Raw genomic sequence first — 19,912 nt, 5'->3', positions numbered from 1 at the left:
TCATTCTTCCCCTTTCTTATCTCGCAAGAAATAAATCGTATCAAGATCAATTTGTTCAGCAAACGTTGAAATTGAAAGTATATCAACATCATTTATTTGTTGAATTAATTCATCACTACTTCTTTCTTTTCCAGACAATATATTGTTAAAATCGAAACCAATCATTTCAAAGGCAGAATCCTGTATTTCCTGAAGTTGATTGGAAATCATCGCTTTAGTATGTGTTAATTCTATATTACTAATTATTCCTTTTTTGAGATCTTCAATTTGTTTTTTTATAATTTCAACCGCTTTATCATAATTATTAATTTCAATCCCTGAATGTATAGTAATAATGCCTTTATGTCCTTCAAATCTTGAAGAAGAATAATAAGCTAAACTTTCCTTCTCTCTAACATTGACAAATAACTTTGAATGAGGAAAAGAGCCTAAAATTCCATTGTACATCAATGCAGTGGGATAATCTTTATCAGCATATGTTACATGAGTTCTTAAACCCATATTTAATTTGCCTTGTGTCACATCTAATTCTTCAATAACAGATTTGATTTGCTTTTGTGAAGTACTGCCCTGATTAGACTTTTGTTCATACTCTGTTTGCTGTTTATCATGAATATTGAAATGATCTTTAACAAATTTTTCAACTTCATCTAATGATGTATCTCCTACTACATAAATATCCATAACAGCATCACGTAACCATCTTTTGTACTCTTCGTACAAAATTGTAGGTGTTATTTCTTTAAGTTCATCAATTTGTCCTAGAGCATACAATCGATAAGGTTCATTTTTACACATTTCTTGAATGCATCTTTCTGCAGCATATCTAATTTTATCATTAATAAGTCCTTCAATACGTTTTTGAACAGTGTTTTTTTCAGCTTCAACATATGACTTACTAAAAGCATCATTTTCTACATACGGATTTGTAATCGTACCACCCAAGAATTGAATAGACTGCTTCAAAAGAGAGTTTTTTTCATTTACAAAATGATCATTAATCACATCCATTTGAAATTTAATAATCTGATGATCTCCTCTTTTAACGACATCAAAACCAAAACCAGCACCATACATATCATCTAATTTTTTTCTAAACTGTTTTGTTTCAGGGTATTTCATTGATCCTCTTCTTAATACAAAAGGAATTAAACCTACTGGAGTTACTGTAGATTCAGATAATGGACAACCTATATAAACAGAAATAGCATAGGTTTTGAATCGTTTCGTAGGTAAAACATGAAGTCTAATATTATTTATTGATGTTCTTTCAAACAAATGATTACTCAAAATTTAACTCCCCCTTAAATTCATGATTCTTGTGAAAAATCTATTCTAAGTGATAAAATTGTATACCACTTAATGCTTATTACTTTATATTTTTTATTTCATAACGCCACATTGTAAAAATAGCTTGCTCAAGCAAACAGATTTCAATCATTGAACAAGCTATTTTTGAACCTTTTACATTATTTAATTATTTAGCAAATATGTGCTGACCTATCTTTTTTACCTGTGGTCTTGACCAAATCCAAGAAGAAGTAGCTGTAGCTGGATTAAAATAATATATACAACCCCCCGTTGGATCCCAACCGTTAATCGCATCCATTACAGCTTTTTTAGAAACTTCATTTGGAGTAAGCCAAATTTGTCCGTCTGCAACAGCTGTGAAAGCTAATGGTTGAAAAATAACACCGGAAATTGTATTTGGAAACTTTTCAGACTCAATTCGATTTAATATTACAGCTGCAACTGCTACTTGACCAACATAAGGCTCTCCTCTTGCTTCACCATGTACCGCGTTTGCCATTAAGTTCAGATCATTTGTGGAATAACCAGAATGATTCGTATATGTAACATTGTTCTGAATTTGTTCTCCCGGTCTCCAAGCTTTTGTAGCTTTCCATAGTTTAAGTTTCGTTTTTGGACCCACAACTCCATCTGCTTTTAACCCAAATTCCCATTGAAACCATTTAACAGATTTTAATGTATTACTTCCAAAGTCACCATCAATTTTACCATTATAAAAACCTAAATGTTTAAGTCTTCCTTGCAGTTCTCTCACATCATTTCCAGCTGATCCATATTTTACAATAGCATCACTAAATGTCTGTTCAGTTTCAATTTTGGAATTGGATTGATAGACGGTGATTAAACCTATAGTCAAGCATAAGGTGATGAGAATCAATCGTTTCTTCAGCATATTTCAAACCTCTCTCATTTTTATAATGAATTACTTTATTCCTTATTATGAGAAAAGTTGAAATTAACTATTCGTTTATGAAGTCTTCTGATTTTGACTTTTACTTTGATTCAATTGATCTAGTGTAATGATTACTTCTCTAGGTTTACTCCCTTCATAAGGGCCTACGTAACCTTTGGCTTCCATAGAATCAATCAATCGAGCAGCTCTTGTATAACCTATTCTCATTTTCCTCTGCAATAGGGATACTGAAGCTTGTTTTGCTTCTATTATAATTTGGACAGCTTGATCAAATAATTCATCTTTTGGCTCAGTATCTTCTTCTTGTTCATTTACTTCTGGAACTATATCTTCGTTATATTCTGCTTTTTTCTGATTTTTTACATAATTTACTACAACTTCAACTTCTTGATCTGAAAGAAATGCACCTTGTATTCTGATTGGTTTGGATAAACCAACAGGTAGGAATAACATATCTCCACGACCAAGTAATTTCTCAGCGCCTACTGAATCCAATATCGTTCTAGAATCAACTTGAGAGGATACACCAAAAGCAATTCTGGATGGAATATTTGCTTTTATTACACCAGTAATAACATTCACAGAAGGTCTCTGAGTAGCAATGATTAAATGAATTCCAGCTGCCCTTGCCATTTGTGCCAACCTACATATAGAATCTTCAACATCGTTTGCAGCAACCATCATTAAATCTGCTAATTCATCAACAATGACTACAATATAAGGTAACGGCTCTCCACTTTCAGTCTGTTTAAGATATTCATTATAACCTTCAATATTACGCGTTCCTGTTGTAGAAAAAAGCTCATACCTATTTTCCATTTCATTAACAATTTTTCTCAGGGCTAGTGAAGCTCTTCTAGGATCTGTCACAACTGGAGCTAACAGATGTGGTATTCCATTATAAACATTTAACTCTACTTTTTTAGGATCAATCATTAAAAATTTTACTTCATTCGGTTTGGCTTTAAATAAAATACTTGTGATAATTCCATTTACACAAACAGATTTTCCCGAACCTGTTGCACCAGCAACTAATAAATGAGGCATCCTTGCAAGATCAGCTATAATAGGTTGTCCAGAAATATCTTTACCTAATGAAATGGATAGTTTAGCATGTGAATCTAAAAATGTTGAACTTTCCATCACTTCTTTTAAAGTAACTACTGCCACTTCCGTATTAGGAACTTCAATTCCAATTGCAGATTTTCCTGGTATAGGAGCTTCCATACGTATATCCTTTGCAGCCAGAGCAAGGGCAATATCATCCGTAAGACTAACTATTCTACTAACCTTTACTCCAATATCTGGTTGTAACTCATATCTAGTAACACTAGGTCCAGGAACTACATCAATAACTCGTGCACTTACCCCAAAACTTTCTAATGTTGCTTCTAATTTTTTTTCATTTGTTCTGAATTGATTTCTTTTTTTACTTTTACCACTGTTTGTTTTGCTTGTTAAGATTTTAATTGAAGGAAGTTGGTATGTATCTGAATACTCTGGACTATTCAAATTCATTTGAGTATTCATTGTTTCGGGATTAACATTAGTATCAGGTTCTATTTGAATCTGATCCTCTAGGTTAATTTTGTCAAACTCACCATTCTGAACTTCCTGTGAAAATTCTCCTTTACTTTCAATGGCAAGCGGTTGTGAATTCAACTTTACTTGAACTTCATTTTCATTTTCAAAATACGGTTCGGATATGTGATTATTTTGGAGATTTTGATTTTCTATCAAAGTCTCATGATATGGTACTTCTAAATTAACCTCTAAATTATCCTCTAGATCATCTTCTTCTATCTCATTATTAGTGGAAGAGGCTTTAGATTTTTTTCTCTGATAGTTGTAGTTTTTAAATAGTAAGCTGAATTTTTTATACTTACTTTTAAAAGGTATTTTCATTCTTTCTGCTTTTTTCTTTAATTTTCTTAACATTTCCACAAATGACATTCCTGTTAAACACATGATTCCAATAATAAATAATGTGATCATAATTAACTGTGAACCTAGGTTATCAAATAATAAATATAATATTGCATAAAGAAAAGCACCAACCATACCACCACCTAAAGAGATTTTGAAAGCCTCAACATTCTCAGCTGCAAACAAATTCTCAGTAAAGTTTTTATAAGGTATGGTTAAAATATCTACACTTTCATACTTACCTTCTGGTTCCATTTTTGATAGCAAGTCCATTTGGAAATAAATAAGAAATCCAAAAATAATTAGTAAAATTCCTGTTTTTTTATAAGACCAGGAAAACGGCCACTCTCGTTTAACCATTACGTATAATCCAATGTATATTAATATTACAGGTAGAATGTAATAAAGCGTTCCAAATAAAAAATAAAATATGTAACTAAATGCATGTCCAACTGCGCCAATCCCTGAAATTGATTCTTTCCCTGCAAGGGATATTACAGAGAGAATGATAAGAATAATTCCGTATATTTCATACTTCATGTTGACTTTAATTGATTTTTTTTTCTTTCTTTTTCTCGCCAAAAAAAACACCCCCAGAATGTTAATTATACCACAATATTCCTAAAAGGTGTTTGTTGAGGTTATTCGAAAATTCCAGCATTATGCATAATTTAACCGAGCTGAAATTTCAACTTTTTGAATACGTAATTATTTTAAGTTTATTTAGACTGAAGTTGAGGTTGAAAATATATAATCTGACCAGGAGAATAAGCCGGATTTAAATAATCTTGAGGATTTGGACTAATTAATCGTACAACTTTTGCTTGATATGCATTCATGGGCTGTACCTGCATAATCACTCCATTTAATTCAATTTCTTGATTGGGTTTATTATTTTCAATCCCATTAAAAATATCATCTAAAGGAACAATGGAATACATAATCATTGAACCATGCCCCCGTTTTTCGCTTTTCTATATTCTTCTATCCGTTCATTTAATTGTTTTGTAGCATCAGACAAACCGCCAACCTTATCAATTAATCCATAACTAACTGCGTCTGGACCAATTACAGTTGTTCCTATATCTCTAGTCAATTCACCTGTTTTAAACATTAACTCTTTAAATTTTTCCTCTGTTATATTAGAGTGCTCCATAACAAATTTAACAACTCTTTCTTGCATTTTATCTAAGTATTCAAACGTTTGAGGAACCCCGATTACTAATCCATTTAAGCGAATTGGATGTATCGTCATCGTTGCGGTTTCTGCAATGATGGAATAATCTGATGATACTGCAATTGGAACACCTATACTATGTCCACCTCCTAATACGATTGTAACAGTGGGTTTTGACATCGTTGCTATCATTTCTGCAATAGCTAAACCTGCCTCCACATCACCACCAACAGTATTTAAAATAATTAGTATCCCTTCCACTTTTGAATTTTGTTCAGCTGCTACTAATTGAGGAATGATATGTTCATATTTTGTTGTCTTATTTTGAGGTGGTAAAACCATGTGGCCTTCAACTTGTCCGATAATGGTCATGCAAAATATGTTTGATTCTTCTTGAAGTGTAGAGTTTTGCCCTAATTGTTGAATGTTTTCCACAGTTGGATTTTTAATTTGTTCATTTGCTGGAACTTCATTTGTTTTTTGATTTCTAGTATTGTACATGATTTCAATCCTTCCATCTTTAAATGAATCCTTCATAGTATGAGTTAGGTGCAAAAATTTATACTTTTCCATCCAAAAATGATCCTAAAAATAAAAAACAAATGAAACCTATTTTGATTAAAACAGTATCTGATGTAATAGGTTTCACAACATTAAAAAGACTCTTTTAAGGATTATAAAAGAGTCTTTTCCATAAATTAAATTTATACTTCCATAATGATTGGTAAAATCATCGGTCTTCTTTTGGTTTGTTCATATAAAAATCGTCCTAGAGCTTCTTTAACATGTGTTTTAAGTGAAGCCCATTCGTTTACATTATCATTCATTAATTTATTTAAAGTTGCTGATACAATCTTATTTGCCTCATCAAGTAAACCTTCTGATTCACGAACGTAGACGAATCCTCTTGAAATGATATCGGGTCCAGATAAAATTTTGCCTTCTTGTTTACTTAAAGTGACCACTATAACAAGAATTCCATCTTGGGATAACAGTTTGCGATCTCTAAGTACAATGTTTCCTACATCCCCTACACCTAATCCATCTATAAGTACATTCCCAGCTGGTACTTTAGAAGCTTTACGAGCAGATCCGTTTTGAATCTCCACTATATCTCCATTATCAACAATAAAAATATTGTCAGCTTCAATTCCAACCGACTCTGCTAATTTACCATGCTGTCTAAGCATACGATATTCTCCATGTATAGGTATAAAATACTTAGGTCTCATCAAATTAAGCATCAACTTAAGTTCTTCTTGGCTCCCATGTCCAGAGACATGCACGCCTGATGAGCTGCCTGGACCATATATAACATTTGCACCAAGTCTAAAAAGTTCATCTACAGTTCGACCTACTAACTTTTCATTTCCTGGAATTGGTGTGGCTGCAATAATGACTGTGTCTCCAGGTAATATATCTATTTTACGATGAGTTGATCTCGCCATACGAGTTAACGCAGACATAGGTTCACCCTGACTACCGGTTGATAGAATAACTACTCGATCTGCAGCTAATTTATTCACTTCATCAGGTTCAATCAACATTCCTTCTGGAACCCTTAAATAACCTAGTTCTGATGCAATACCAACCACATTAACCATACTTCGACCTATCACTGTCAAATAACGGTTTGTGTTTACCGCAGCATCAATGACTTGTTGAATTCGATGAATATTAGAAGCAAATGTTGCAACAACGATTCTTTGATTCGCTTCACGAAAGGCTCTTTCTAATTCAGCACCGACATTTTTTTCTGATCCTGTATATCCAGGACGTTCAGCATTCGTACTGTCAGACAATAAAGCTAACACACCTTTATTTCCAATTTCAGCCATACGATGTAAATCAGCATATTGATCATTTACTGGGGTGTGATCAAATTTAAAGTCACCTGTATGAACAATGACACCTTCAGGAGTATCTAAACATACACCAACAGAGTCTGGAATACTATGGTTTGTTTTAAAGAAAGTTGCCGTCATACTCCCTAATGTAATTTCAGAATCAGCATGAATTAAAACTCTTTTTGTTGAACCTAATAAATTAGCTTCGCGTAATTTATTTTCAACTAATCCTAGAGTCAATTTTGTTCCATAAATTGGAACATTTAACTCCCGCAAAACATATGGCAGTCCACCGATATGATCTTCATGTCCATGTGTAAGAATAATGCCTCTAACTAAATCAATATTTTCCTTTAGGTAAGTCGTATCAGGAATTACAATATCTATGCCGAGCATATCTTCCTCAGGGAATTTCAAACCAGAATCAACTACTACAATATCATTTCCATATTGAACTACATACATATTCTTACCAATTTCACCCGCGCCGCCAAGAGCAAAAATGGTTATTTTATTATTTTTTTTAGACAAAAAATGTCCCTCCTATTATTTTAAATTGACGACGATTTTAATAAAACAAAAACCAAAAAATAACCGCACCCAGTCACTTATAATAATTATACAACATTGAAAGCATGTTATTCAAGTCAACTCATTATGTATAGTGTTACCTAAAACAATAAAATAACCCACAAAAGTGAAGTGAAACTTCTTTGTTAGTCCCCAATTCTTGGATGAAATGGTGCCAGCTTTCACCCATCTCATGGATGTGGTGTGACCTTTGCTGGCTATTACTTTTGCGGGAGCCTAAACCACAGGAGATAGATTTTCAATCCAAAAAAATCTCCAATAGACACATCTAAAACACATTGGAGACGTTTTTATTACTCATTTAACCTTTAGATTTTATCAATCAAATCTCTAATGATGTCTTTGTTTTCATCCGTTGCTTCTATCATAGGTAAACGTACTCCCCCAACATTCAGACCTAACAAACCCAAAGCATATTTAACTAATGATGGACTAGGGCATAAAAATAAACCAGTAAAAATCGAATGACATCGTTGATGTATTTCTCTTGCTTTTTCAGTTTCTCCGTTTTCAAAGGCAGTTAACATAGCATTGATTTCTTTACCAATAATATGACCAGCGACGCTTACTACACCATATGCACCAATAGAAAGCATAGGTAAAGTCAAACTATCATCCCCGCTGTATACTTTAAAATCATGATCAGTGTGGGTAATAATTTGTGAAATTAAATCAAAATCATTATGAGCTTCTTTAGTAGCAACAATATTGGGTACTTGTGCTAATTTAATTATGGCTTGTGCCTCAATAGACACTCCTGCCCTTTTTGGAATATTGTACAGCATAATAGGTAAGCTTGTGGATTGTGCAATTGTTTTAAAATGGTTATACAGACCTTGTTGATTTGGACGATTATAATAAGGTGTAACTAAAAGCACCCCGTCAACACCTATTTTTTCCCCTTTTAATGTCATATCTATGGCATGCTGTGTATTATTACTCCCTGTCCCCGCAATGATTTTACAACGTCCATTCGCAAATTGAATTGTCTTTTGAAATAACTCAACCATTTCTTCATCTGATAAAGTGGGGGACTCTCCTGTAGTTCCACAAACAACTAAACAATCATTCTTCTGCTCCTCAATTAAATAATCTACGAGTTTTTCTGTTTGTTCCCAATCAATTTTCTGATTATGATCAAAAGGAGTCACCATTGCAGTCATCATTCTACCAAAATCCACTTTTATTCCTCCTTTGTTAAATAAACTGCCTAATTATTATAAGGATATTATAATTACTTTAAAGCATAAAAGCTACTATTCAGAAGACTTCTCTCTTTAAAATAGTGTTTATTTGTGTAAATCAAATTTTTTATGAAGTGCCTTTAAAGCTTTATTTACATGATTAGCATGGACTAATACCCAAATTGTCGTATTAGAATCCGCTGATTGTAATATTTGTATATCAGCTTCCGTTAGTGCTTCAACAATTTTTGCCATAATACCCGGAACACCATTGATGCCCCCACCTATGACTGATACCTTTGCACAATTTGATTGATAAAATGGGTCATATCCTAAATTATGCAATGTTGAAATTGCTTTTTCAATTTCATGATCATGAACAGTATACATAACACCTGAAGGTGTAACATTAATTAAATCTACACTAATTTGCTGCTGTGCCATAGACTTAAATACTTTTAATTGAAGATCATATTGTCCTTGACTTGCTGTAATATGAATCTGTGAAACATTAGGAACATGAGTGATTCCTGTTACAAGGCGATCATAAACAACACTTTGTTCCTGTAAAGTTTCATTATTTGTTACTAATGTACCCTCATCTTTAGAAAATGTAGATCTTACTCTTATTGGAATATTAGCATGCATAGCAATTTCTACAGCTCTAGGATGAACAACTTTAGCACCATACTGAGCCATATTACATATTTCAATATAAGATACTTTTTTCAGCGGCTTAGCATCTTCTACAATTCTTGGATCAGCAGTCAGAATTCCTTCTACATCTGTAAAAATATCAACCTTTTCTGCATTTAAAGCTGAAGCAATTGCTGTTGCTGAAGTATCACTACCACCACGACCTAACGTAGTCAGATCACCTTTTTCATTACATCCTTGATAACCTGTAATGATTACAACTTTATTTTGATCAAGCAACTGCAAAATACGCTTTGGTTGTATAGATTTAATCAACGCTTTATTATGTTGATTAGTGGTTAAAACACCTGCTTGTGAACCAGTTAATACTTCAGACGAAATAGAGAGTTGATTTAATAAGCTGCATAATACAGAAGCAGAAATAATTTCACCACATCCCAACAGCAAGTCAGTTTCTTTAGGAGGTAGATGATCGCCATTATTTTTTATTAAATCGATTAATGTATCTGTTGCATAAGGCTCTCCTAATCTTCCCATTGCTGATACAACGACAACCAATTTATAATTTTGTTCATATGCACTTTTAATGTGATCAATTACATGAGATCTAGCAAATTCATTAGATAAAGAAGTTCCACCAAACTTTTGAACTAAAATACTCACTCTCTTTCATACCTCCTTGGTTGTATTAAGGAGCCTTAGCATGAGTAATATATTTATAGTAGTTTCTTCTTTGGTGTATTTAATTTATGATTCCTTTGCAATATATTCTGCAATTTGTACTGCATTCCAAGCTGCACCTTTTAACAAGTTATCAGATACAATCCACATATTCAAACCACGTGGGTTCGCTAAATCCTTACGAATTCGTCCAACAAAAACATCTAATTTACCAGCACTATTTGTTGCCAATGGATATATCTGCTCCTCAGGTTGATCCTCTACTATAATACCTGGTGCCTGTGAAAGTAATGATCTTACTTCCTCAACATCAAAATCTTTATTTAATTCCACATAAACAGACTCAGAATGACCAAATATAACAGGGATTCTCACACATGTTACTGTTATTTCTAATGATTCGTCACCCATTATTTTTTTAGTTTCGTTAATCATTTTCATTTCTTCAAAGGTATATCCATTATCTACAAATGTATCGATTTGAGGGATTGCATTAAAAGCTATTTGATGTTTTACAGGTAAACTTCCAACAGGTAAAATGTCAGGATTCACTTCTTTACCCTCAATAAATTCCTTTGATTGTTTAATCGTTTCATCAATCGCACTTTTTCCTGATCCTGACACTGCTTGATATGTGGATGTAATAATTCTAGAAAAACCATAACGATCATATAACGGTTTTAATGCTGCAACCATTTGAATTGTTGAACAATTTGGGTTTGCTATTACACCTTTATGGTCGTTCAGTTGATCTATATTTACTTCTGGAACAATTAGTGGTGTATCTGGATCCATACGAAAAGCACTTGTATTATCAATGCAAATCGCTCCACTTTCAACCGCATGTGGAACAAGCTCCTTACTTACACTTCCTCCAGCACTAAACAATGCAATATCAATATTTTTAAAACTATTCGAAGTGGCTTCTTCTAATGTAATTTCTTTGTTTTTAAATTCTATCTTTTTTCCAGCTGATCTAGCAGATGATAGTAATTTCAGTTCTTTGATAGGGAATTCTCTTTCTTCCAAAAGTTTAATGATTTGTCCACCAACGGCTCCAGTAGATCCAACAACAGCTACATTAAATAATTTTTGATTTGTCACGTTTATGTTCTCCTCTCAAATTGCAATGAATATTTTAACCATGGAAACGCAGTGTTAACTATCTGGCAAAGGTACATCTCTTGAATATGAAGACTTAAGATTTGAATCTCCTAAAAATATAGCAACTTCATTTATTTAATAGTTAAATAGGATATTGAATGATCATTGGTTGAATTTGCTTCCCATCAATTGCAGATGAACATGCTTCAACAACAAGATCCATATTTGCTACTAAGGAATTAGGTTTCTGATCCGGGTTATCCTGTCCATAAGGTACAAAATATATATTTTTTGTATTATACAATTTTGCAATGTTACTTGCATTTAACCCAAGTCCATCATTAGTTGATATAGCTAACACCAAAGGTCTTAGATTCCGGAGTTGAGCTTTAGCAGCCATGATAACTGGTGAATCTGTCATAGCATTAGCTAATTTACTAGTAGTATTGCCCGTACAAGGAGCGATGACCAATACATCCAATAATTTAGATGGACCAAGTGGTTCTGCTTCAACAATTGTAGAAATAATATCATTTCCTGTGATTTCTTTCAACTTTTTTAACCAATCTTTTGCATTACCAAAACGTGTATCCGTTGTTTTTAAAGTAGATGAAACGATGGGTATCACATTTGCTCCTTCATCTACAAATCTTTTTATTTCAGGTAACACCTCTTCCACCGTACAATGTGATCCAGATAAAGCAAATCCTACTGTTTTACTTTTCCAGTCCATATTAATCATTCCCCCATTCACTAGAATCTTCCGATATCAACTGAATTAAACTTTTGGCTATGATTTGGCCAGCTGTTTTCGGTGCTACAATTCCAGGTAATCCTGGGGCAATCATTGCTTTAATACCTCTTTTTTCTGCAAAACGAAAATCCGTTCCACCAGGTTTTGAGGCAAGATCAATAATAACTGCTCTATGTGGGATATGAGCGATGACCTGAGCTGTGACTATCATAGTTGGAATGGTATTAAATAGCAGGTCAATATCAGTCACTTCATTGGTTAAGTTATTCAAATAAAAAGGATTTAACTGCATTTCAGATGCTCTTGCAAAATGCTCATGCTTTCGTACTCCAATTTTCACATGAGCACCAACTCCCTTTAAAGTCCTTGCTAATGTTATACCGGTTCTACCAAGTCCTAAAACGATACAGTTAGAACCATGAATTGTGATATCCGTATTCTCAATAGCCATCATGATTGCGCCTTCAGCTGTAGGTATAGAATTATATATAGCCACATCATCACGTTCAAAGAGCTCAATGAGTTCAATTTTGTTTTCTTGACATAAGTTTTTAAAGTATGGTTTAGAATATCCAGTGTATATTTTGGCATGTTTGGGAAGGCTTTTTAAATGATTTTTAGTAAGCAGCAATTCTTTTGATGAAAAGATTGAATCTATCTTACCAGTATTATTAGTCACTACTGCGTGAAGAATCAGGACATCAATGGTTTTAAGTATATCTTCCTTCAATTCAGCATATTTTACCCCACCATATTTGGGCTCTAAATTATCAAATCCAATTAAAGTAATAGATGCATCCATTTCTGAAAACTTCTCGATCACCTCTAACTGTCTTGCATCCCCGCCTAAAAATGCTACATGCATTCCTGTTAACATCAACATTAAACTCCTTTCTATACCACCTTCAATAACTCATAATATGCTGGAGAGAATAATTAAGTTACAAACTTAAATAGTCATCTCTGTGTGATTAAAATGGATTAAGCTACATCATAAGGCGAACTATTTTACAATTCAAATATTTAATTTAAATAAAATTAAAAAAATTCAGAATTTTATTTTTTAAGGATTTCAAGAAAAAAAGATAGTTATCAAATATCAAATTTAAAATAAAAAAGGGGATTAAATTAAATGTTAATTAAACGTTTAGGACTTATATTATTATCTGTTGGATTATCCATTGTTACTCTCTTTAACCCTACTGTTAATGACTCTACTGTGTTTGCTGGATACGTTGAAGGTTCCCACAGTATCAAATACAAAAGGATCTTCAACAATTTTAAGTGGTGGTTCTACTGAAAGTGCATTACCACCATTACTTGAAGTGTTAGGGGAAAATGATGATAAGCTCGTTGGACCTGGTTACGAGTATGAGGGTTTCCTATATACATGGGATGAAAGTGGTTATATGGGTACACTCATGATTGATCCAACTTCAAAATATGTTGCTGATTCACAATTAGGATTTGATGGTTATTGGAAATTAATCAGTCCAGTCTATGTAAGTTCAGCAGGTAATCCGATAGATAGATCAATTTCTTATACGTATGACATTACTGAAACTGAATCAGTCCAAATGAGTAAAACATTAGGAACTAAAGGTGGGATTGAATGGGGAGTTAAAGACAAAGCGGGGGTTTATGAGGCTCACGTAAAGGCCTCAATTGAAGTTTCAGAAAGTACAACTAATTCTTTTGGTACATCAACGTCGATAACCACAAGTGAAACAGTAACAGATACCTTTCATTGGGGGCAATCATACAGGAATGAATTTGGAACATCTTATCCACCTTACATTGGAGGTCTCTATCAACTCGTTGGTGATTATTATATCACTCCTGGAGCGCATGTTGATAAATTAGCAGGTGAAATATATGAATGGGGACAAGATTTTGCTAGAGAAATTTCCAAGCCCGGAGCATTAGAATTAGCAAGACTCCCAGCTCCACCGGATTCAATTTTTTCATTGGGTTCCCATGTATCACTACCTTATACCTATTCTGATAATGTTTATAATTTAGTAGAAGTATATGACCCGGCATATTTTGCAAATTAAATAATCTTTATTATAAAAAAAACGATACTACACATAGAAGATGATTTCTGTACAAACAGAAGTCATCTTCTTTAAATCTCATGGATAATTATCCTCTTTGTTAAGATTTAAATCCTGTATGACCAAAACCACCAGATCCTCGTTCCGTAACCGTAAGTTCATCAACTTGAATGAGTTGAATTTCAGGTATTTCTTGAAACACAAGCTGAGCAATTCGATCTTTTGGCTGAATGATATATTGTTCTTTACTGTGATTAATGAGTAAAACTTTTATTTCACCACGATAGTCTGCATCTACAGTCCCAGGAGAATTTAAAACTGTAATTCCATGTTTGTAAGCTAGGCCACTTCTTGGTCGTACCTGTGCTTCTAAATAATTAGGCATGCTAATAGCAATACCAGATGGCACTAATATCCTTTCTCCTGGTTGTATAATTAATGGGGATGCAATGGCTGCAATCAAATCATAACCACTCGAGTAGGTTGTCATTTTTTTAGGTAAATCAAATTCAATTTCAGTAGATACTTTTTTTATTTGTACATTATATGACAAGGCGATCCCTCCTAAATTGTTTAAATACATCTTCCTTTTGACCAACCATAGCCACTGCAAATGGTGTACTAAACATTTTACTGAGCAAACTATTAACATCATCAGTAGTGACAGATTCTATTTTATTAATAATTTCATCTAAAGATAGATGCTTTCCCATCATTAGTTCATTTTTTCCAAGTCTATTCATTCTACTACTTGTACTCTCTAAGCTTAAAATCAAACTACCCTTTAATTGTTCTTTACTTTTTTTAAGTTGTTCAGTTGACATTCCTTTAAGAAGAATGGACTCCAATGTTTTCATTGTAACATCTAACACTGAATTTGTTTGTTTCGGTGCACTCCCCATATAAATTGTAAATAAACCACTATCTTCAAAAGCACTGTGGTATGAATAAACTGAGTATGCAAGACCTCGATTTTCTCTGATTTCCTGGAATAATCTAGAACTCATACCTCCACCAATATAATTATTTAACAATGTCATTGTGAATAATTGATGATCTTTTAATGAACAGCCTGGGAGAGTTAAACAAATGTGATTTTGTTCTGTATCTTTATAATGAAATAATTGATCAGCTTCAAATGAAGGAGGAGTAGGACTTAAAGATTGTCCTTGACCTGAAAATTCTCCAAAATATTTTTCTATCTTCTCTAAAATTAAATCATCAATATTTCCCGCTACACTAATTACTGTATTATTTATATGATAATGACTTTTCATATATTGTATCAAATCTTCACTATGCAAATTTTCTAATATACTATTTGTCCCTAATATAGGATAAGCAAGTGGATGATTTTTATAAGCAGCGGTCGTCACTAAATCATGGACTAATTCATCTGGTGTATCATCATACATCGAAATTTCCTCATAGATTACATTTTTCTCTTTGATTAAATCGTTAGGATCCATAGTAGAATTTAAAAACATACTTGAGAGCACTTCTAAAGCTATATCTAAATGTTCATCTAATACTTTTGTGTAATAACATGTATATTCTTTTGAAGTAAATGCATTTACATTTCCACCAATACTATCAAATGTATCTGCAATTTCTGCAGCAGAATATTGATCCGTTCCCTTAAACAACATATGTTCTATAAAATGAGAGATACCGTTATTTTCAAATCCTTCATTTCTAGAACCTGTTTTAACCCAAATACCAAAAGAAACAGATCTGCACGCTGGAATTTTTTCAGTAATTACACGCAAACCGTTTTTTAAGTGATGTTTTTTCACTACATTGCCTCCTACTACCCCATTAAAAATATGTATTTCGAACAAAAGGTCGTTTATTCATTCTATCAAAAATTAAAATGGGTCTCAACTTCATTGATTCTTTTTGAGGAAATTAATTCAGATACTGTTCCAATAACATAACCCTCTTGTTTGATTACTTCTATCATTTCAGGTAGAGCTTTGCTAGAAGATTCAGTAGGATGCATAAGAATAAGTGCTCCTGGTTCCAATCTTGAAGATATTTTTTTTATAATATAATCTGGACCAGGATTTTTCCAATCTATCGTATCAATGGTCCAATGTATGGTTTTCATATTTAATTCATTAGCTAATAACACGGTCTCTTGATCCCAATCCCCTGACGGTGGGGCAAACAACTTGTTGTCTACATTAAAATGTTTCCTTAATAATACTTGCGTTTTTGACATTTCATCCAAAGCTTCTTCTCGGTCTAACTCGCTCATATTTTTATGTGAATAAGCATGATTAGATAATTCATGTCCCAAATCTGCAATTTGTTTTGCAACCTCAATATTATTATTGATCCATTGACCATCTAAAAAAAATGTAGAATGGACACTTTCACTTTCTAATGTTTTTAGTATAGACGGAATATATTCTGTTCCCCAAGATACGTTAACCATAATGGAAACCATTTTTTTGTCAGGGTTTCCTTTAAAAATCGCATTGGGTTCTAAATCTTCAAGTTGAATTTTTGGTTCAATTTCATTATAAACAAATGGAATTTGATTATTATTTAATTTCTTAGCTAAGTAATATGTTTTTTCTATGTTTACTTCTTTTCCATTGTAACCAGGAATCGCTTTCCAAACACGATCAATTCTAGCGTTTATGGGTTCAATGAACTTCATCTCTGCGGATTCTCTTATTTTTTGTAGGAGCAAATCATTTGAGTCTTGAGGTTGATACACTGATAACAAATTATTATTTTCTTTCACACTATTAATGTAATCATTTAAAGCACTAGATTGATTTAAAAGCCAAAATAATATAAAAAATAAAGAAATAGTTATCCAGCCTCTTTTTATGTGCATATCAATATACCCCTTTTTGTACATACTTTGTCCTATCTTATGATATTTTAAATAAAAAAAGTACATATAAAGGATATATCATGTCCCAAGATGTTCTGAGTATATTTAGACATACAAAAAAAGAGACAGAACAATTCTGACTCTTCACTCTATCGTGTAAATTTAAGATTTACTATCTGATACTAACGTTGCCTTGCGAGAAAGATTAATACGTCCCTGTTGGTCAATCTCAGTCACTTTTACTGTAATACTCTCACCCATTTTCACAACATCTTCAACTTTTGCAACTCGCTCAGTGGATAATTGAGAGATGTGAACCAAACCTTCTTTACCTGGTAATACTTCTACAAATGCACCGAACTTCTCGATACGTTTGACTTTACCTAAGTAAGTCTCTCCAACTTCAACTTCTTTGACTATATTTTCAATTGTTTGTTTAGCTTTATCATTCATTTCTTCATTTACAGAGGAAATAAAGATGCGGCCATCTTGCTCAATATCAATTTTCACACCGGTATCTTCAATAATCTTATTAATGATTTTTCCTCCTGCACCAATAACATCACGGATTTTATCCGGATTAATATTTAAAGTTAGGATTTTAGGTGCGTATTGTGACAAGCTTTGATTTGGTTCTTGGATTGTCTCAAGCATTTTATCCAAAATAAACATTCTACCCTCAGTAGCTTGCATTAAAGCTTGTGTTAATATTTCACGATTTATACCCTCAATTTTAATGTCCATCTGTATGGCTGTCATACCATTCTTGGTACCTGCTACCTTAAAATCCATATCTCCAAGATGGTCTTCCATGCCTTGAATATCAGTTAGAATTGAAATATGATCCTGATCTTTAATAAGACCCATTGCAATTCCAGCAACTGGGGCTTTAATTGGTACACCAGCATCCATCATAGCTAAAGTACTTGCACAGATACTTGCTTGTGATGATGATCCATTAGATTCAAGAACTTCTGACACTAATCGTATTGTGTAAGGAAAATCTGTTTCAGGTGGTATCACTTTTTCTAATGCTCTTTCTCCTAGTGCTCCATGACCAATTTCACGTCGACCTGGCGGTCTTAAAGGTCTAGCTTCCCCTACACTAAATGGCGGAAAGTTATAATGGTGCATAAATCTTTTTGATTCTTCAAGGTCAATTCCATCTAAAATTTGAACATCTCCAAGCGCACCTAACGTACATATACTCAAGGCTTGAGTTTGTCCTCTTGTAAATAAACCTGATCCGTGAGTGCGTGGTAAGATGTTGGTATCTGATTCGATTGGACGTATCTCATCTAAAGCTCTACCATCAGGTCTTACTTTCTCATGTGTAATTAACCTTCTTACTTCCTCTTTCACAATAGTGCTGAGAACTTCATTTACATCCTTTAATAAATCAGGTTCCTCTTTATAAATTTCTGTAAAATGTTCTATTGTTTCATTTTTTACAAGATCAATTGCATCTTGACGAGCGTGTTTCTCATGTACTTGTACTGCTTCAACCAAACGTTTAGATGAAAAATCACGAGTAACTTGATTCACTTCATCATTTATACTATGTAATTCTACTGTCATTTTAGGCTTGCCGGCAATTTCAACATACTTTTCTTGCACAGCTACAATTTTTTTGATCTCTTCATGACCAAACATGATCGCTTCTAATACTATATCTTCTGGAACTTCATCTGCTTCACCCTCTACCATCATAATGGCATCATTAGTTCCAGCCACGACTAAATATAAATCACTTTCTTCAATTTGATCTCTGTTAGGGTTAATGATGAATTCTTCATTTATCCTACCAATTACAACTCCTCCGATTGGTCCGTTAAAAGGAATATCAGAGATACTGAGAGCTGCAGAAGTACCGATCATGGCAGTGATCTCAGGTGAAAAATTCTGATCAACACTCATGACCAAGTTCATAATTTGTACTTCATTTCTAAACCCTTCTGCAAAGAGTGGTCTGATCGCTCTATCTGTCAACCTACTAGCTAAAATTGCTTTTTCACTTGGGCGACCTTCTCTTTTAATAAAACCACCTGGTATTTTCCCAACCGCATATAATCTTTCTTCATAATTTACTGTCAATGGAAAAAAATCTAAGTTACTTGGCTCACTAGAGGCAGTGACAGTACATAAAACCACTGTATCTCCATAACTAACCTTTACAGCTGCGTTAGCCTGTTTAGCCAAAACGCCTGTCTCTAAAGTAAGTTTTTCACCATTAATTTCCATATCTATTGTTTTTTTCATATTGTCCCTCCTTGGATGTATCATAGTACATCAAAATTGAATTCTTCATAAATGTTATTATTTCCTTCTTTTTTAATTAAATATCTATTTAAGTGAAATCTTTTAAAGAAATCTTCATTTGAAGATTATTTAAATATTTTTGTAAAGAAAAAAGATATATCTTTCATAAGTTAAAAAAAGCAACCACATTGTTCACAGTTAGCTCAAATTAGCCAAAGGATGAACAACCGGTTGCTTTTTACTTTATTATCTACGTAATCCTAGTTTTTCAATAAGCGTACTGTAACGTTTTACATCGTTTTTCTTTAAATATGCTAACAAACTACGTCGTTGACCAACCATTTTTAACAATCCACGACGGGAATGATGATCTTTTTTATGTGTACGTAAATGATCTGTCAGGTTGTTAATGTTCTCAGTTAGGATAGCAATTTGAACTTCTGGTGATCCTGTATCAGTTTCATGAACTTTAAACTCTTGAATGATTTCTGTTTTACGTTCTGCTGTAAGTGCCATCCGTCTCACCTCCTTATTTATAAAATCGCCAATAGCCCAGAATTCGCTGGTGAAAACGGTATTCCATGCTATGGTTCATATGGT

General features: G+C 33.2%; 17 protein-coding genes. 1 reads left to right on the top strand and 16 read right to left on the bottom strand.

The window, feature by feature from the left end; genetic code table 11:
- The 11 genes from yfmF to dpsA form a co-directional block, all read right to left on the bottom strand.
- Positions 1 to 1,290, bottom strand: a complete 1,290-nt coding sequence (gene yfmF / locus ERL59_RS00385; RefSeq protein WP_160643342.1) for an EF-P 5-aminopentanol modification-associated protein YfmF — start codon at positions 1,288 to 1,290, stop codon at positions 1 to 3.
- A gap of 187 nt (positions 1,291 to 1,477) precedes the next feature.
- Positions 1,478 to 2,200 carry a spore cortex-lytic enzyme gene (sleB, locus tag ERL59_RS00380; protein WP_201763431.1) on the bottom strand — a complete coding sequence of 241 codons (723 nt, stop codon included), beginning with the start codon at positions 2,198 to 2,200 and terminating at the stop codon, positions 1,478 to 1,480.
- Between the two features lie 78 nt (positions 2,201 to 2,278).
- Complete coding sequence (locus ERL59_RS00375) at positions 2,279 to 4,732, bottom strand: FtsK/SpoIIIE family DNA translocase (protein WP_328699880.1); 2,454 nt, start codon at positions 4,730 to 4,732, stop codon at positions 2,279 to 2,281.
- Positions 4,733 to 4,869: 137 nt separating this feature from the next.
- Complete coding sequence (locus ERL59_RS00370; RefSeq protein WP_160643337.1) at positions 4,870 to 5,097, bottom strand: YlzJ-like family protein; 228 nt, start codon at positions 5,095 to 5,097, stop codon at positions 4,870 to 4,872.
- Positions 5,094 to 5,828: a ClpP family protease gene (locus tag ERL59_RS00365; RefSeq protein ID WP_160643467.1), complete on the bottom strand. Its 735-nt coding sequence runs from the start codon at positions 5,826 to 5,828 to the stop codon at positions 5,094 to 5,096. The genes ERL59_RS00370 and ERL59_RS00365 overlap by 4 nt, the downstream gene beginning before the upstream one ends.
- Positions 5,829 to 6,031: 203 nt before the next feature.
- The gene (locus ERL59_RS00360; RefSeq protein ID WP_160643335.1) at positions 6,032 to 7,705 is read right to left on the bottom strand and encodes a ribonuclease J; all 1,674 of its coding nucleotides are present in this window, start codon (positions 7,703 to 7,705) and stop codon (positions 6,032 to 6,034) included.
- A 368-nt stretch (positions 7,706 to 8,073) separates the two neighbouring features.
- Positions 8,074 to 8,946, bottom strand: coding sequence for a 4-hydroxy-tetrahydrodipicolinate synthase (dapA, locus tag ERL59_RS00355; protein WP_160643333.1), 873 nt, complete (start codon positions 8,944 to 8,946; stop codon positions 8,074 to 8,076).
- A 108-nt stretch (positions 8,947 to 9,054) separates the two neighbouring features.
- Entirely contained in the window at positions 9,055 to 10,269 is a 1,215-nt protein-coding gene (gene dapG / locus ERL59_RS00350) for an aspartate kinase (protein WP_160643331.1), read from the bottom strand.
- An 84-nt stretch (positions 10,270 to 10,353) separates the two neighbouring features.
- Positions 10,354 to 11,391, bottom strand: coding sequence for an aspartate-semialdehyde dehydrogenase (locus ERL59_RS00345; protein WP_160643329.1), 1,038 nt, complete (start codon positions 11,389 to 11,391; stop codon positions 10,354 to 10,356).
- Positions 11,392 to 11,533: 142 nt separating this feature from the next.
- On the bottom strand, positions 11,534 to 12,124 hold the full coding sequence (locus ERL59_RS00340; protein ID WP_160643327.1) for a dipicolinate synthase subunit B: 591 nt from the start codon (positions 12,122 to 12,124) through the stop codon (positions 11,534 to 11,536).
- A gap of 1 nt (position 12,125) precedes the next feature.
- Positions 12,126 to 13,022, bottom strand: a complete 897-nt coding sequence (gene dpsA, locus ERL59_RS00335; RefSeq protein ID WP_160643325.1) for a dipicolinate synthase subunit DpsA — start codon at positions 13,020 to 13,022, stop codon at positions 12,126 to 12,128.
- A gap of 358 nt (positions 13,023 to 13,380) precedes the next feature.
- On the opposite strand from dpsA, the gene ERL59_RS00330 reads away from it, so the two are divergent.
- Positions 13,381 to 14,202 carry a hypothetical protein gene (locus ERL59_RS00330; protein ID WP_160643323.1) on the top strand — a complete coding sequence of 274 codons (822 nt, stop codon included), beginning with the start codon at positions 13,381 to 13,383 and terminating at the stop codon, positions 14,200 to 14,202.
- A 100-nt stretch (positions 14,203 to 14,302) separates the two neighbouring features.
- Here the strand turns inward: ERL59_RS00330 and dut are convergent, their stop codons facing one another.
- From dut to rpsO, 5 genes are all read right to left on the bottom strand, one after another.
- Positions 14,303 to 14,755: a dUTP diphosphatase gene (gene dut / locus ERL59_RS00325; protein WP_235929743.1), complete on the bottom strand. Its 453-nt coding sequence runs from the start codon at positions 14,753 to 14,755 to the stop codon at positions 14,303 to 14,305.
- Positions 14,745 to 15,998: a M16 family metallopeptidase gene (locus tag ERL59_RS00320; protein ID WP_160643318.1), complete on the bottom strand. Its 1,254-nt coding sequence runs from the start codon at positions 15,996 to 15,998 to the stop codon at positions 14,745 to 14,747. The genes dut and ERL59_RS00320 overlap by 11 nt, the downstream gene beginning before the upstream one ends.
- Positions 15,999 to 16,063: 65 nt before the next feature.
- Complete coding sequence (locus tag ERL59_RS00315) at positions 16,064 to 17,053, bottom strand: polysaccharide deacetylase family protein (protein WP_201763424.1); 990 nt, start codon at positions 17,051 to 17,053, stop codon at positions 16,064 to 16,066.
- 162 nt (positions 17,054 to 17,215) lie between these two features.
- Positions 17,216 to 19,312: a polyribonucleotide nucleotidyltransferase gene (gene pnp / locus ERL59_RS00310; protein WP_160643316.1), complete on the bottom strand. Its 2,097-nt coding sequence runs from the start codon at positions 19,310 to 19,312 to the stop codon at positions 17,216 to 17,218.
- A gap of 246 nt (positions 19,313 to 19,558) precedes the next feature.
- Positions 19,559 to 19,828 (bottom strand): 30S ribosomal protein S15, encoded by a 270-nt coding sequence (gene rpsO, locus ERL59_RS00305; protein ID WP_160643314.1) that lies wholly within the window; start codon positions 19,826 to 19,828, stop codon positions 19,559 to 19,561.
- Positions 19,829 to 19,912: the final 84 nt, after the last annotated feature.

It is taken from the genome of Chengkuizengella marina, assembly GCF_009910845.1.
Lineage (GTDB): Bacteria > Bacillota > Bacilli > Paenibacillales > KCTC-33759 > Chengkuizengella > Chengkuizengella marina.
Note: the sequence above shows the minus strand (reverse complement) of the source record. Positions and strands in the feature narration are given on the sequence as shown.

Bases quoted from the DNA above. Each gene is read 5' to 3' on its own strand.
- ERL59_RS00370 (WP_160643337.1), bottom strand. From the start codon at position 5,097: ATGATTATGTATTCCATTGTTCCTTTAGATGATATTTTTAATGGGATT.
- ERL59_RS00365 (WP_160643467.1), bottom strand. From the start codon at position 5,828: ATGTACAATACTAGAAATCAAAAAACAAATGAAGTTCCAGCAAATGAA.
- ERL59_RS00340 (WP_160643327.1), bottom strand. From the start codon at position 12,124: ATGGACTGGAAAAGTAAAACAGTAGGATTTGCTTTATCTGGATCACAT.
- dpsA (WP_160643325.1), bottom strand. From the start codon at position 13,022: ATGTTAACAGGAATGCATGTAGCATTTTTAGGCGGGGATGCAAGACAG.
- ERL59_RS00315 (WP_201763424.1), bottom strand. From the start codon at position 17,053: ATGCACATAAAAAGAGGCTGGATAACTATTTCTTTATTTTTTATATTA.
- pnp (WP_160643316.1), bottom strand. From the start codon at position 19,312: ATGAAAAAAACAATAGATATGGAAATTAATGGTGAAAAACTTACTTTA.
- rpsO (WP_160643314.1), bottom strand. From the start codon at position 19,828: ATGGCACTTACAGCAGAACGTAAAACAGAAATCATTCAAGAGTTTAAA.